Consider the following 14,095-nt stretch of genomic DNA (forward strand, 5'->3'; position numbering starts at 1 on the left):
GATGAGAAGTAAGCGCACTGAATTGTTTGTTGGTTGTTTTATTGTTTTGGGTATTTTGGCCTTTGTGTATTTGGCTGTACAAGTGAGTGGTCTTGCTTTTTCAGGTAAAAAAGACACTTATCAAGTGGTGGCTAGATTTGATGATATTGGCGGTTTGACGAGCCGAGCAAAAGTCACCATTGCTGGAGTGGAAGTAGGGAGTGTTGAGTCCATAGCTTTTGATAAAGAGCTATATATGGGGTTGGTAACAATGAATATTGACTCGAATGTAGCTAATATTCCAGAAGACAGCTCTATTGCAATTTTAACGAGCGGGCTTCTTGGGGAGAAATATTTAGGCATTACTATCGGCGCAGAGGATGAGAACTTAGTTGATGGTAGTGAAATATACGATACGCAGTCTGCGCTTGTGTTAGAGACTTTGATTAGTCAGTTTTTGTTTAAATCTGACGATTCTGAGGATTAATAAATGAATAAAATATTGTCGAGTGTTGTGTTGTTCGTAACCATGTTTACTTCTAGTTTGTCTTGGTCTAACGAGGCAGCAAGAGAAGCGGTGGTTGGAATTGTTGAGTCTTTTCGTACCGATATAGTGGCTGACAAAGATATCTTGTCTAAAGATCCTGTTTTATTGGAAAGTCGAGTTGATAATATTCTCAACAAAATTGTAGATTTTGATGACTTCTCAAAAAAATTATGGGTAAGTATTACCGTAGGGCAACACCAGAGCAGCGAACACGTTTTGTTACGGTAACGAAAGACACATTGCTAAAAACCTATGGTTCTTCCTTGTTAGAGCTTGATCCTGACAATATTAAAGTTTTGCCTCTTGGGCCTCAGGGGAAAGGTAAGGAAACAAGGGTAGATGTTGATTTCCAAATGGAAGCTGGTGGCTTGTTGAATATCACTTTTTATATGGAGCAATCTGAAGAAGGGGCTTGGATGTTAAGTAATATCATCATTAATAACATCAATTTTGGCCTTACCTTCCGTAAGCAATTTTCAGTCATGATGCAGCAAAACAAAAACGACATAGAGTTAGCGATAACAGCTTGGCAGAAGTCTTTAGCTAGAGCGTCTTAAGCTACTTATCGTACATTTTTGCTCTCCTTTGAAATCCGAATCTAATGAATAGGTTCGGGTTTTTTGCTTTTTATACGGTTGTTTTGTCAGTCTTGAATAAAATATTGGAAAACATAGGTTTTTTCTTCAGAGTTGCTCGCGGGGGTGTTAAGTAGTTGGCATTACTAGGGTAGAATATAGGTAATTATGAATATTTTATTTTTATTGGAGCTGCTGTGAACGCAAATGAAGTGAAAATGCTTTTGGAGTCTTCTATCTCTAACTGTGAAGTTGTCGCTGAAGGCGAAGGTTGTAACTTTCAAGTAGAGGTTGTAACAAGTGAGTTTGAAGGTTTGTCTACAGTTAAGAGACAACAGCTTGTTTATTCACATCTTCAAGATGCCATTTCAAGTGGTGCAATTCATGCTGTGACCATGAAAACCTACACTCCAGAACAAAAAGAATCGCTGTAATAGCGTAGATAAGAGATTAAAAATATATGGATAAGCTTCTAATTACTGGTGGCGCTCAACTTAATGGTGTTGTTCGTGCTTCCGGCGCTAAAAACGCAGCATTGCCTATATTGGCTGCCACCTTACTGACAAAAGATTTAATCACAATAAAAAATCTTCCTCATCTACATGACATTACTACCATGCTTGAACTCCTAGGTTCTATGGGGTGTGGCGTGGTTGTAGATGAGAAAATGAGCGTGCAGCTAGATGTTTCGACGTTGAACAACTGCGAAGCGCCCTATGAGCTTGTTAAAACTATGCGAGCTTCTATTTTGGTGTTGGGGCCTTTGGTTAGTCACTTTGGTCGAGCGGTTGTTTCTCTTCCTGGTGGTTGTGCTATTGGTAGTCGACCAGTTGATTTGCACTTACGTGGACTAGAAGCGATGGGAGCCAAGATTAATGTCGACAACGGCGATATCGTTGCCACTGTAGATGGCCGTTTAAAAGGTGCTCGTATCTTTTTTGACAAAGTCACTGTAACGGGCACTGAAAACCTATTGATGGCTGCAACCTTGGCTGATGGCCAAACCATTCTAGAAAACGCTGCACGTGAGCCAGAAGTGGTAGATTTGGCTGAGTGTTTGATCTCCATGGGTGCAAAAATCACAGGCCATGGAACAGATACTATTGTAATTGATGGTGTTGATGCTTTGCATGGGACAAATTACCCAGTTATGCCTGATCGTATAGAGACTGGTACATTCTTGGTCGCGGCAGCGATTACAGGTGGCAAGGTTAAGGTTATCGATACTGATGTTAAGTCACTTGAAGCTGTGCTAGCAAAATTAGAAGAAGCTGGTGCGAAAGTGACCTGTGGCGAAGACTGGATTGAAGTTGATATGGATGGCCGTCGCCCAACTGCTGTCAATATTAGTACTGCACCATACCCTGCATTTCCGACAGACATGCAGGCGCAATTCGTCGCATTAAATTCTGTTGCGACAGGTGTCGGTCGAGTTATTGAAAATATTTTTGAAAATCGATTTATGCATGTTGATGAAATGCTTCGTATGGGAGCAGACATAGAAGTTACGGGTAATACCGCCATCATTCGTGGGCGTGAATCTTTGAAAGGTGCGCCTGTTATGGCGACAGACCTCAGAGCATCAGCAAGCTTAGTATTATCCGCCTTGGTTGCTGAGGGCGATACAAAAATCGACCGTATTTATCATATAGATCGTGGCTATGAATGTATTGAAGAAAAATTTGGTTCATTAGGTGCGAAAATTTCACGGGTTTTAAATTAAGATGAATAAAACATTAACGATTGCGCTATCAAAAGGCCGCATTCTTGGTGAGACTCTACCGCTATTAGAAAAAGCGAATATAGTGCCAGCCGAAGATATTAGTAAAAGTCGTAAACTTATTTTCGATACCAACCATGACCATATCAAGCTTGTTGTATTGCGAGCGACAGATGTTCCAACCTACGTAGAGCATGGTGTTGCGGACTTTGGTGTAGCAGGTAAAGATGTTTTGATGGAAGCATCAACTAAGAACTTATATGAAGTACTGGATTTGAAAATATCCAAATGTCGATTGATGACGGCGGGTGTTGTAGGGCAGGCATTGCCAAACAGACGCTTAAAAGTCGCTTCTAAGTTTTCAAAAACAGCCAAAGCTTATTTTGCTGAGCAGGGTGTTCAAGCCGATGTTATAAAGCTTTATGGTGCAATGGAATTGGCTCCTATTATGGGGTTGGCTGATCTGATTGTAGACATAGTGGATACGGGCAACACTTTAAAGGCGAACGGTCTTGAGGCTCGAGAATTAATTGCTCCTATTAGTACTCGTTTGGTTGTTAATAAAGCAGCTTACAAAACGAAATACTCTGAGATCGAGCCAATTTTAGAAATGATACGATCCGCCGTAGAAAATAATGAGGGTAAATAATTGAATCTAAATATTCGAGAATTTTCATCTAGCACTGATGGTTTTCGTAAAGAATTGGATGCTTTACTTGCTTGGGATTCGGTTTCGGATGACGCTGTACAAAGTTCTGTTGCTAACATTGTTGAGCAAGTGCGAAAAAGAGGTGATGAGGCGGTCATTGAGTTCACGAACCGCTTTGACCGTAGAAATGTGGCGGCAGCATCAGATCTAGAAATTTCAAGAGATGAGATGGCGCAGGCGAAGAATCGTGTTAGTAAAGAAATGGTGGAAAGCTTGGAAGCGGCTGCCAAGCGAGTTTTTGATTATCACGAGCGTCAGAAACAGCCATCTTGGCAATATCAGGAAGATAACGGCACGGTATTAGGTCAAAAAGTGACCCCTCTTGATCGAGTTGGTGTTTACGTGCCAGGCGGAAAGGCAGCGTACCCGTCATCTGTGTTAATGAATGTTATGCCAGCAAAAGTGGCTGGCGTAAGTGAAATTATCATGGTGGTTCCTACTCCAGATGGTTTTGTTAATGATATTGTTTTAGCTGCGGCTTATATCGCCGGTGCGGATCGAGTGTTCACTATTGGTGGTGCTCAAGCGGTTGCGGCATTAGCTTATGGAACGGAAAGTATTCCTAAAGTTGATAAGATTGTAGGTCCTGGCAATATCTTTGTGGCCACTGCTAAGAAGATGGTTTTTGGTGTGGTCGGAATTGATATGATTGCTGGCCCTTCTGAAATTTTGGTGGTTTGTGATGGAAAAACCGATCCTGATTGGATCGCTATGGATTTATTTTCACAAGCTGAGCACGATGAAGATGCTCAATCTATTTTGATTTCTCCTGATGCTGACTTTATTCAGGCTGTGAAATCATCTATGGAGCGTTTGATAGAAACTCAAAGCCGTAAAGATATTATTAAGGTTTCGTTAGAAGGGCGCGGTGCTTTGATTCATGTCAGTGACATGGATGAAGCAATGGAAATTGCGAACGTTGTGGCGGCAGAGCACTTAGAATTGTCTGTTGATGAGCCAGAAAAATGGGCTGAAAAAATTCGTCATGCTGGTGCTATTTTCATGGGTAGACATACGCCAGAAGCATTAGGAGACTATTGTGCAGGCCCTAATCACGTTCTTCCAACTTCTGGTACAGCAAGGTTTTCTTCACCATTAGGTGTGTATGATTTCCAAAAGCGCAGCTCTCTAATTAATTGTTCGCCTTTAGGTGCAAGCGAGTTAGCAAAAATTGCTTCTCCTTTGGCTCGCGGTGAATCTTTAGAGGCGCATGCTATGTCTGCTGAGTATCGAATTATAAAGGGTGACTGATTTTGGGATCTAATTCTCATCCTGCCGCGCTTTATCAATTGAGAATAGTGACGCGTATTTTAGCACTGGTTATTCTTCTGTTGGTTTTAGTAGGTTTTTTATTGCCAACTGAGTATCGGGTCGAGAGGAGTATTTCTATTAATGCTCCTCTTGAAATCGTCAGTAAAAATGTGCTTTCCGGGCAGAAGCTGAGTCAGTGGATGCATGTTCAAGATGGTCGAGTTGAGCTGTTTGACGGTGTTCTCCAAGATGGGGATACGGTCCGTTTATTCTATGATGAGTCAGATGAAATCGGCGAGCTAACTTTGCTTGAGCATACTGGTAGTATCATTCGTTTTGATGTGCGTCCTAAATTATCAACTGGACTTGTGCATAATAGAATAACGCTGGAAGATCATGCTTCGGTTACTGAGGTTAAATGGATCATTGAAGGAAATTTGAGTGTAGGCTTGTTGAGCCCTTACCTTGCCTTTTTTGCAAATGATATCGCTGGTCAGAATTTTGAAGTGAGCTTGCTTAATCTGAAACAGCAAATTGAATCTCAAAATTAATGGTTAACTCGCTGCATGGTGGGTTGTTTTTCTAGTAAAATTTTTGCTTGATAAGATTGCTGGCCACGAATTCCTAAAACTGAAATATGAGTGCCTGGTTTTAATGAAGTAATAAGTCGCTTTATTTGAAATGGGTCTTCACTTGGGGTGTTGTTGATACTTAAAATAATATCCCCAACTTCTATTCCTGCTTTATCCGCAGGGCTTTTCTTTGTTATGTCGCTGACCAGTAATCCACTGTCTGATGCTAATGAGAGATTGTTGGCCAGCAGAGGTGTGATTTTTTCGGCTTCCATTCCTAAATAGCCACGAACCACTTCACCGTATTTGATGATGTCTGCCATGACGGCAATGGCGTCGTTGACAGGTGTTGCAAAGCCGATGCCTTGAGACCCTCCCGTACTTGAATAGATGGCAGAGCTAATGCCAATAAGTTCACCATTGAGATTAACTAGTGCGCCGCCTGAGTTTCCAGGGTTAATGGCTGCGTCGGTTTGTAAAAAATTCTCGTAAGTGTTCAGGCCTATGCTATTTCTGCCTTTAGCGCTGATAATTCCAGATGTTACGGTTTGTCCGATGCCAAACGGGTTGCCTATCGCTAGAATTCTATCGCCAACGGAGACTTTATCGCTGTTGCCCATTTTAATGTTTGGAAGGTTAGGTAAATCAATTTTTAATATGGCTAGATCGGTTGATGGGTCAGATCCAATTAGAGTGGCTTCGCTACGTCTGCCATCATTTAGAGCGATAACAATACTATCGGCATTTTGAATGACATGGTGGTTTGTCAATATGAAGCCGCTTTTGGTAGCCAAAACGCCAGAGCCTAAATTAATGCTGTGTTGTGAAGTGTTGTTGAGATTGCTTTGTTGTATCTGGGAGTAAATATTGACTACGGAGGGGGTCGCTTTTTGTACAGAAGAAGCGTAGCTAAATTGAGTGTTTTTCTGTTTCTCTTGGATTAGGAGTGTTGCTAGGCCTATACAAGCACCTGCAAGTATAGAGATAATGATGGGTGTCCAATAATTTTTTTGAAGCATAAAATTTAAGAGGTTGTTTTGCTGCGCAGTGAATTTGAATTAATACTTAACCAGGCATTGAGCCCAGATCGCTTTAAAGATTATGCGCCCAATGGTTTGCAGGTGGAAGGAAAAAAAGAAATAAAGCGTGTTGTGACTGGTGTTACTGCAAGTCAGGCACTGATAGATGCTGCTGTAAAATATGGTGCAGATGCTATTTTTGTGCATCACGGTTATTTCTGGAAAGGCGAGTCGCCATTGATTGTTGGTATGAAATACAAGCGCATTTCTACCTTGATCAAGAATGATATTAATTTATATGGTTATCATTTGCCGCTTGATGCGCATCCAACGCTTGGGAATAATGCTGGTTTGGCTGATGCCATAGGACTTTCTAACCGTGTAGGCCTACAGTCTGGAGTTTCAATTGAAGAGGCAATCGGAGTAGTAGGCGAGTTAAATGAGCCGATGTCAGTTGATTCATTTCAGCAATTGATAGAATCGGTTGTGAATAGAAAAGTTCTCTTTGAAAATGTGGGTGATCGAAAAATTCAGCGTGTGGCGCTTTGTACTGGAGGGGCTCAGGGGTATATCGAACAGGCGGTTTTGGCCAATGCAGACGTTTTTATCACTGGGGAGGTTTCAGAACAGACGATTCATGTGGCGAGAGAAATGGGGATTCATTTTATTGCCGCTGGTCATCATGCAACAGAGCGTTTCGGTGCTCAATCTATCGCTAAATTTTTATCAGAAAAACATGATTTGGATGCTGTGTTCATTGATATCGACAGCCCCGCTTGATTTTAGTTTGTTTGAAAAAAACGGACGCCTAATTAAATAAGCGTCCGTTTTTTAATGGATTGGTCTAATGCAGGTTATATAGCGCGTTTAGGCTCGTAATCAGTGTCTTTATCATTTAAGCCAAACTCTTCGCTTAACATACCAAGCTCTTTATCTTTTTTGAGTGCGTAATCTCTAGGTGGTGCAACGGCATCTGTGGCTTCTGGTGACATTACTTCGTTGCTTTCAATGCTGCTTTTAGAGTCTATTGCTACGCTACTAATTTGCTTCGCGTTTTCAGCGAGAGTACTTCGTAAGCCTGCCATGTGCTTTTCAATAAAGTTTAATTTTTCGTTGCTGTCCATAAAGAAGTTATCAATGATGACTTGTTTGCTTTCAAGCTCTTGTTGCAGAGATCGAATCGTCACAAGGTCTGAGCTTGATGCTTTCTTGGTGTTTTTTGCGGTAAAGTTTTTAATTGCGAAAGTAATGACGCTGCCAAGGATGATGCCAGTAATAAATATGATGATGTTGAATTCTTCTAAGTTCATGTTTTTCTCCAAAAAAGCATTTGTATCATTATATCTGAAATCGTACCTACGATAACAGTATGATAGGTGTTGTTTAAGTGACAATTTGTTAGAATAATCATAATTATTTTATCTTTACGAAAGAGTGACAATGACTCCAATTACACGTTATAAGCAAGATCTAACACGGGAAGATTTTAACTACGATCCAGCTCAAGAAGAGGCGGTGGAAGCACTTCAAGATCTGTTTGATCGTTTAGTGGCTAATCAGTCAAATCAAACCTCAGGCGGTTTTCTTAGTAAATTTCGTAAAAAGAAAGCGCCGACGGTTGAGCAAGGCTTGTATTTTTGGGGTGGTGTTGGTCGAGGAAAGACTTATCTGATGGATACTTTCTTTGATTGTTTGCCAACAGAGAAAAAAATGCGCCTTCATTTTCACCGTTTTATGCAGATGGTTCATCAAGAGTTGCGTAAGTTAAACGATGTGAAAAATCCGCTTGAAATCGTTGGTAAGGAGATTTCATCCAAGGCTCAGGTTTTGTGTTTTGACGAGTTTTTTGTCACTGATATTACTGATGCCATGATTTTGGCGGGTTTATTGGAGGTTTTGTTTGAGAACGGAACGACTCTTGTTGCTACTTCTAATATAGAGCCGGATGGGTTGTATAAAAACGGCTTACAGCGAGCTCGCTTCCTACCTGCAATTGATCTAGTTAATAAATACACTAAAGTCATGAATGTGGATGGTGGCGTTGATTACAGGCTTAGAACATTAAAGCAAGCTAAGTTGTATCATTTCCCTCTTAATAAGGAAGCAGATGAAGCGTTGAATGAACGCTTTATGAGTCTCATTTCTGATGCTTCTCATATTGTAGAAGGTGGCGCTGCTGAAATAGAAGGGCGCGAAATACCTCTTATCCGAAGCTGTGAAGGTCTTGCTTGGTTTGATATTAAAGCTTTGTGTGATGGCCCAAGAAGTCAGGTTGATTACATTGAAATTGCTCGACTTTATTCGACGGTTATCATTTCCAACTTGCCGCAAATGGATGCGCCTCGTGATGACTTAGCAAGACGATTTATTAACCTGGTTGATGAGTTTTATGATCGTCATGTTAAGGTGATTTTTTCTGCTGAAGTGGCTATACCAGACATTTACATAGGCACTCGATTGGCATTTGAATATGATCGTACTGTTAGTCGATTGTTGGAGATGCAATCTGAAGAATACTTATCATTAGAGCACCGACCCTGAATAGATTTCGGGCTTTATCTTTCTTGTAATTTGCAGTATAATTCGCTCGCCTTTTTGAAGGTAAGTGTACGTTTATCGAATTTATTTTTGGTAAACCAATAATAATAGGTATAGCGTGTCATTGAGCACGCGTATTGATAGGGTTTTTTGATGAAAACTTTTACAGCTAAACCTGCTGAAGTTCGCCGCGACTGGTTCGTGGTTGATGCTGAAGGCAAAACTCTAGGTCGCTTGGCTACTGAAATTGCTCGCCGTTTACGTGGTAAGCATAAAGCGGAATATACTCCTCATGTTGATACAGGCGATTACATCGTTGTTGTTAACGCTGAGAAAATTCACGTTTCTGGTAACAAAGCAGCTGCGAAACAATACTACCGCCACACTGGTTATCCAGGCGGCTTACGTTCTATGAATTTCGAGAAGTTGATTGATCATGCTCCTGAGCGTGTTCTTGAAATCGCCGTTAAAGGTATGTTGCCAAAAGGTCCTTTGGGCCGTGCAATGCACAAGAAAATGAAAGTGTACGCTGGTACTGAGCATCCACATGCTGCTCAACAGCCTCAAGAACTTAACATTTAATACGGAAGATCATTATGTCAGCTACTCAATACTACGGTACAGGTCGTCGTAAAACGTCTACCGCTCGTGTTTTCCTTAAAGCCGGTTCTGGTAACCTAGTTATCAATAACCGTACTCTTTCTCAGTACTTCGGTCGTAAAACGGCTCAAATGGTTGTTCGTCAGCCACTTGAATTAGTTGATGCTACTGAAAAATTTGACGTTTACATCACTGTTAAAGGTGGTGGTATCTCTGGTCAAGCTGGTGCGATCCGTCACGGTATCACACGTGCATTGATGCAATATGATGAGACTCTACGTCGTACTCTACGTTCTGCAGGCTTCGTTACACGAGATTCTCGTGAAGTTGAACGTAAGAAAGTTGGTCTACGCAAAGCACGTCGTCGTCCTCAGTTCTCTAAGCGTTAATATTTGCTTTAGAACAAACCTTAAAACGCTTGGTGTATTCACCAAGCGTTTTTTTTGGTTGAAACAAAAAACGAATTTCTATTTGTTTCAGCAAGGTATTTTCTAAGAAAAAATATCTCAAAGGTGTTAGAATATCTGCTCTTAGAATTCATGGTGCTCTAAGAGGGTTTTGTTACTATTACATTTTGCCATGAAAGGTTTAGTCACGTGATGAGATTTTGAACTGTCGTTGTCTTGTCATATTATCGTTTGTCCTCTAATTAGAGGATGTGGAAGTTTTCAAAATAGGGGTTAGACATGGGTGTTATTGCAAAGCGCTCCTCAATGACGTTCTTTTCTGATGGAGAAGATCATTACAGCCATAGAGTTCGAATTGTATTGGCTGAAAAAGCCGTCACAGTGGACATCATAGATGTAGACCCGTTCAACAAGCCTGATGAATTGGCTGATGTTAATCCATATAATGAATTGCCTGCATTGGTTGATCGTGATTTGGTTCTTTATGAACCGAACGTCATGATGGAATACTTGGATGAACGTTTTCCTCATCCACCATTATTGCCTGTGTATCCTGTTGCTCGTGCTGAAAGCCGTTTATTTATGTACCGCATTCAGAGAGATTGGGCGAGACTAGCAGATCTGATTCTTTCCAGTAAAGACAAAGAAGTCGTTGCTCAAGCACAAAAAGAACTACGTGAAGGTCTAATCAGTGTTTCTCCTATTTTTGAAGAGAAGCCTTATTTTATGAGCGATGAATTTACTATCGTTGATTGCTGTTTAGCGCCAGTATTATGGCGTTTACCTGTGTTGGGTGTTGAAATCCCGCAAGAGCAGGCAAAAGCTTTACATAAATATATGGACCTTGTTTTCTCTCGTGAGTCTTTCCAAGAAAGTCTTTCCGAAGCCGAGCAAGAAATGCGTTTAGACTAGTTTTAAGCCAAATTGGCTTTTAAATAGTGATAAAAAAGGAGCTTTATGCTCCTTTTTTTACAAATATTGAATCGGAGTGAATATGTTACCTAAACGATCTTATTTACTAAATGCTGCTTATGAGTGGGTGGCTGATAATGATATGACGCCTTATCTTTTAGTGGATGCTGAGGAAGCTGGGGTTGTTATTCCAACTGAGTTTGTCAAAGACGGAAGAATTGTTCTAAATATCAGTATGTCTGCGGTGCGCCATTTAATTATGGATAAAGAGGCTGTATCTTTTGAAGCTCGCTTTAGTGGTAAGCCAATGCAAGTTTATGTGCCAATTCGAGCCGCATTAGCATTGTACTCAAAAGAGAATGGTGATGGTTTTGTTTTTCCTGATGAAGAGTTTTTAGATGATCCGAATCCGACACCTCCTGAGCCGAAAAAGGGCTTTCAACTAAAAGTTGTTAAATAAATTTCATAAAAAAGCCACTTCAGAAAGTGGCTTTTTTATTTCAAATAACGACTAATCTGTTTAGTTATTTTATTCTTCGTAGCCGAATAGTTGGCGTTCAAGCAGGTCGACCAAGGTATGGATAACGGTTAACTGGCATTCATGTACTCTTGCTGTGCCAAGTAGGTTTATTTTTATCTCTGTATCGTCTTGAGATGTAAGAGAGGAAACGTTTTTCGCCTCAGGGCTTGTTAGGGCGACAATATTCATTTTTCGCTCATGGCCAGCTTGAATGGCTTGAATAATCGGGGACGTGTTTCCTCGATTGGCAATGACGAATAATATATCTCCTGGATTACCAATAGCGGTGATTTGTTTGGAGAATACGTCGTGATAGCTATCATTGTGCGTTACTGATAATAAAGCTGCGCCATCACCACTTAAATTGAAAGCCGGTAAACCAGGGCGCTCTCTGTCCATTCTATCAAGCAATAAAGTACTGAAATATTGAGCTAAATGTGAGCCGGTGCTGTTTCCGATACAAACAACTTTTCCGCCAGAAGCGATACTGGCAAACATAACTTTTGCAGCGTGCTCAATGTAAGGTGGTAAGCTCTCCAGAGCTTGTTGTTGAGCCTCGAAGCTCTGGGCAAATTGGGTATAAATTGCTTCTTGAAAATCCATATAATTAAAATACTGCTCTAAGCCAAGTTAAATGGGAATTATCTATCTTTTCATCAAACAGTACCGCATCGAATCGGCTTGGATGATGTTGTTTATTGTTCTTTTGTAGCCATAAGGAGGCGCTATTACGAACTTTAATTAGTTTAGAGTTGCTTAAGCTTTCTGCTGCGCTGCCATGTGTTGAGTTGGCTCTGAAGCGTACTTCAATAAAAACATAAGTATCGTCATCTAAAAAAATAAGGTCTATTTCCCCAATACGACAAAAGAAGTTTCGTTCTACAAAATGAAGCCCCTGAGAGCGTAAAAAAGCTTCTGCTTCTTGCTCTGCTTTTTCGCCGTTATTCTTGGGTGGTTTCTTCCTGTTTAAAAAACTGCGCACTGTTCGCATATACCAAATTTCCTTTTCGGTAAGTCATTATTTCTGGGCGTTTATGGAAAATACCATCTTTGTCGATTGTTATGATGCCTGTGTTTGCAGCAATTTTCGTGCTAGGTAGTAATGTAAATAATTGATATTTATTCGCTAGCAGGTAGGAGTCAGCACCAAGTGCTTGTAAGCGACGTAGAATATTTGAGCCTTGACTTTGGAATAGTCCACTAAGAGCTTTGTTGTTTGGCGTTAGCGCTGGAAGTTCTGTAAATAAAATTCGTTCTATGTCGTTTGGGTTGGTGGACTTTTCGGGAGCGCTATCGTTTAGCGTACTGGTCGCTAGTATTGGGATTTCGTCTGCGAAGTGGAAGTCCAAGAGAGGACGTATTTGTTTAGCGTCCGTTAATTTGCCTGCATAATATACGTAATCAAGGTCTTCACGAGATCTTGCTATACTTTCGACCTGAACGCCTGACCATTGTTCGATCAGCCTTTTTCGTGCATAGCTTTCATTCACAAGAAGCAATTTCTGTATCGCATCTTGTCTACCTCGTGGGGTGTTTGCGTAGGTTTGGTTTGACGTGATGTTAACATTCTCTTTTGTAGCTGCTTCTCGGAATTCATCGCTTTGTTTTTGTGCCCAAGTATCTTGGGTACTTAAAATCGCTGCATTCTGGGCACCTTCTTGTTTTGCAAAGGCAATAAGCTCATGTATCTCATCTTCTGGATTTAATGAGAAGTGGTATAGGTTTTTTGCATGTAAATTCAGATCAAGCTGGTTTAATGCGATCACAGGTGTGTTAAGTTCTAGCCGACTAATTTGAGCCACATTATTTTTTTGTAAAGGCCCTATAATAATATCTGGGAGTTTCTCATTTGCTGCCGCTAAAGCATCTTTGATGTTTTCATAATTATTCACATCAATAATAAATACTTGTGGCCTTGATTCCTTTTGGTTGTAGAAAGAAGAAAAGAAGCCATCAAGTATCGCTTGTGATGCTCGTTCTAAGTTGCCACTCATTGGCAGCATAATAGCGATTTTTGTCGGAGCCATGTCACCTAAGGATGACATGATTTGAAAGTCTTTAGGAGGCAATATAGCAGCGGGATGATCTGAATTATCATTTTGCCATTGGCTGAATGTATTGAGTTGTTGCTCAATGGATAAGGTTTGATCTCTTAATATTCCACTGATAGTGAGCCAGCCATGTAATGTTGGGTCTTTTTCTTGATAAAGCTCATCTATTTCGTTCTGTGTTAGGTTCTGGATTGCCAACCAGAGTTGCTCTTGGTTTCTCTCGCCTTCATTTAGAGGTAAGTTGTAAGTCAGCGTCATGCGAGTTTTTACAACGGCTAACCAATCACCAAAGTGCTCTAGAATTGTGGCTTTGCTTTCTTGTAATTTGTTTTGATTATCAGGATGACGCGCAGAAGAAAGCAACTCGGCTTCTTTCCAATAATCAAAAGACTGTGTCATGTCATCTAATTTCGCTGCGGCCAAGGCGGCTAAAAGATAGCCATCCAATTGAAGTGTAGAGTTTGTACCAAGGACGTTAAGTTTTAATCTATCAATAACTTGTTGGTAATCACCTTGCTCATAAAGTTTCTGAGCTAAATTATAGCCTTCCAGAACCTCTTCTTTAACAGTAGAAGTAGAGAAAGGGTGATAGATGCTTGGTGGTGTTGTGCTGTCTTGTGAGCCGTTGCTCGTAGTGTTACTTGTGTTCTGAACCGTATTTTGAGGCTGTTCCACATTTAAACTCATGGAATTAC

At 40.7% G+C, this 14,095-nt stretch carries 19 protein-coding genes; 14 read left to right on the forward strand and 5 right to left on the reverse strand.

Annotated elements, in window-relative coordinates; translation table 11 throughout:
* Position 1 precedes the first annotated feature (1 nt).
* The 8 genes from mlaD (at position 2) to AC0L46_RS14925 (ending at position 5,332) form a co-directional block, all read left to right on the forward strand.
* Positions 2 to 466, forward strand: coding sequence for an outer membrane lipid asymmetry maintenance protein MlaD (gene mlaD / locus AC0L46_RS14890; RefSeq protein ID WP_317003604.1), 465 nt, complete (start codon positions 2 to 4; stop codon positions 464 to 466).
* A 3-nt stretch (positions 467 to 469) separates the two neighbouring features.
* Complete coding sequence (locus AC0L46_RS14895; protein WP_473504690.1) at positions 470 to 754, forward strand: hypothetical protein; 285 nt, start codon at positions 470 to 472, stop codon at positions 752 to 754.
* The gene (locus AC0L46_RS14900; protein WP_473504692.1) at positions 697 to 1,083 is read left to right on the forward strand and encodes an ABC transporter substrate-binding protein; all 387 of its coding nucleotides are present in this window, start codon (positions 697 to 699) and stop codon (positions 1,081 to 1,083) included. The genes AC0L46_RS14895 and AC0L46_RS14900 overlap by 58 nt, the downstream gene beginning before the upstream one ends.
* A gap of 215 nt (positions 1,084 to 1,298) precedes the next feature.
* On the forward strand, positions 1,299 to 1,535 hold the full coding sequence (locus AC0L46_RS14905; RefSeq protein ID WP_414681952.1) for a BolA family protein: 237 nt from the start codon (positions 1,299 to 1,301) through the stop codon (positions 1,533 to 1,535).
* Between the two features lie 26 nt (positions 1,536 to 1,561).
* Positions 1,562 to 2,824: a UDP-N-acetylglucosamine 1-carboxyvinyltransferase gene (murA, locus tag AC0L46_RS14910; RefSeq protein ID WP_414681951.1), complete on the forward strand. Its 1,263-nt coding sequence runs from the start codon at positions 1,562 to 1,564 to the stop codon at positions 2,822 to 2,824.
* A 1-nt stretch (position 2,825) separates the two neighbouring features.
* Entirely contained in the window at positions 2,826 to 3,470 is a 645-nt protein-coding gene (gene hisG / locus AC0L46_RS14915) for an ATP phosphoribosyltransferase (protein ID WP_317003609.1), read from the forward strand.
* Entirely contained in the window at positions 3,471 to 4,781 is a 1,311-nt protein-coding gene (gene hisD, locus AC0L46_RS14920; RefSeq protein ID WP_473504694.1) for a histidinol dehydrogenase, read from the forward strand.
* Between the two features lie 2 nt (positions 4,782 to 4,783).
* On the forward strand, positions 4,784 to 5,332 hold the full coding sequence (locus tag AC0L46_RS14925) for an SRPBCC family protein (protein WP_473504696.1): 549 nt from the start codon (positions 4,784 to 4,786) through the stop codon (positions 5,330 to 5,332).
* Here AC0L46_RS14925 and AC0L46_RS14930 read toward each other — a convergent pair.
* A complete protein-coding gene (locus AC0L46_RS14930; protein WP_473504698.1) occupies positions 5,329 to 6,147 on the reverse strand; it encodes a S1C family serine protease in 819 nt (272 codons plus the stop codon). The genes AC0L46_RS14925 and AC0L46_RS14930 overlap by 4 nt on opposite strands.
* Before the next feature lie 243 nt (positions 6,148 to 6,390).
* Here AC0L46_RS14930 and AC0L46_RS14935 point away from each other — a divergent pair, with 243 nt between their 5' ends.
* A complete protein-coding gene (locus tag AC0L46_RS14935; protein WP_473504700.1) occupies positions 6,391 to 7,152 on the forward strand; it encodes a Nif3-like dinuclear metal center hexameric protein in 762 nt (253 codons plus the stop codon).
* Positions 7,153 to 7,226: 74 nt separating this feature from the next.
* Here the strand turns inward: AC0L46_RS14935 and AC0L46_RS14940 are convergent, their stop codons facing one another.
* Positions 7,227 to 7,682 (reverse strand): ZapG family protein, encoded by a 456-nt coding sequence (locus AC0L46_RS14940; RefSeq protein ID WP_473504702.1) that lies wholly within the window; start codon positions 7,680 to 7,682, stop codon positions 7,227 to 7,229.
* Between the two features lie 130 nt (positions 7,683 to 7,812).
* On the opposite strand from AC0L46_RS14940, the gene zapE reads away from it, so the two are divergent.
* From zapE to AC0L46_RS14965, 5 genes are all read left to right on the forward strand, one after another.
* Positions 7,813 to 8,913: a cell division protein ZapE gene (zapE, locus tag AC0L46_RS14945; RefSeq protein ID WP_473504704.1), complete on the forward strand. Its 1,101-nt coding sequence runs from the start codon at positions 7,813 to 7,815 to the stop codon at positions 8,911 to 8,913.
* Between the two features lie 150 nt (positions 8,914 to 9,063).
* Complete coding sequence (gene rplM / locus AC0L46_RS14950; protein WP_317003614.1) at positions 9,064 to 9,492, forward strand: 50S ribosomal protein L13; 429 nt, start codon at positions 9,064 to 9,066, stop codon at positions 9,490 to 9,492.
* A gap of 14 nt (positions 9,493 to 9,506) precedes the next feature.
* A complete protein-coding gene (gene rpsI, locus AC0L46_RS14955) occupies positions 9,507 to 9,899 on the forward strand; it encodes a 30S ribosomal protein S9 (protein WP_317003616.1) in 393 nt (130 codons plus the stop codon).
* A gap of 297 nt (positions 9,900 to 10,196) precedes the next feature.
* Positions 10,197 to 10,829 carry a glutathione S-transferase N-terminal domain-containing protein gene (locus AC0L46_RS14960; protein WP_414681944.1) on the forward strand — a complete coding sequence of 211 codons (633 nt, stop codon included), beginning with the start codon at positions 10,197 to 10,199 and terminating at the stop codon, positions 10,827 to 10,829.
* A gap of 82 nt (positions 10,830 to 10,911) precedes the next feature.
* Positions 10,912 to 11,289: a ClpXP protease specificity-enhancing factor gene (locus AC0L46_RS14965; protein ID WP_473504707.1), complete on the forward strand. Its 378-nt coding sequence runs from the start codon at positions 10,912 to 10,914 to the stop codon at positions 11,287 to 11,289.
* 69 nt (positions 11,290 to 11,358) lie between these two features.
* Here AC0L46_RS14965 and AC0L46_RS14970 read toward each other — a convergent pair whose 3' ends face one another.
* From AC0L46_RS14970 to AC0L46_RS14980, 3 genes are read right to left on the reverse strand one after another with little or no spacing between them, the layout of a single operon-like run.
* Positions 11,359 to 11,952, reverse strand: coding sequence for an SIS domain-containing protein (locus AC0L46_RS14970; protein ID WP_414681942.1), 594 nt, complete (start codon positions 11,950 to 11,952; stop codon positions 11,359 to 11,361).
* Between the two features lie 4 nt (positions 11,953 to 11,956).
* On the reverse strand, positions 11,957 to 12,340 hold the full coding sequence (locus AC0L46_RS14975; RefSeq protein ID WP_473504709.1) for a YraN family protein: 384 nt from the start codon (positions 12,338 to 12,340) through the stop codon (positions 11,957 to 11,959).
* Complete coding sequence (locus tag AC0L46_RS14980; protein ID WP_473504711.1) at positions 12,291 to 14,087, reverse strand: penicillin-binding protein activator; 1,797 nt, start codon at positions 14,085 to 14,087, stop codon at positions 12,291 to 12,293. The genes AC0L46_RS14975 and AC0L46_RS14980 overlap by 50 nt, the downstream gene beginning before the upstream one ends.
* Positions 14,088 to 14,095 lie beyond the last annotated feature (8 nt).

Source organism: Marinomonas sp. 15G6-16 (assembly GCF_055809555.1).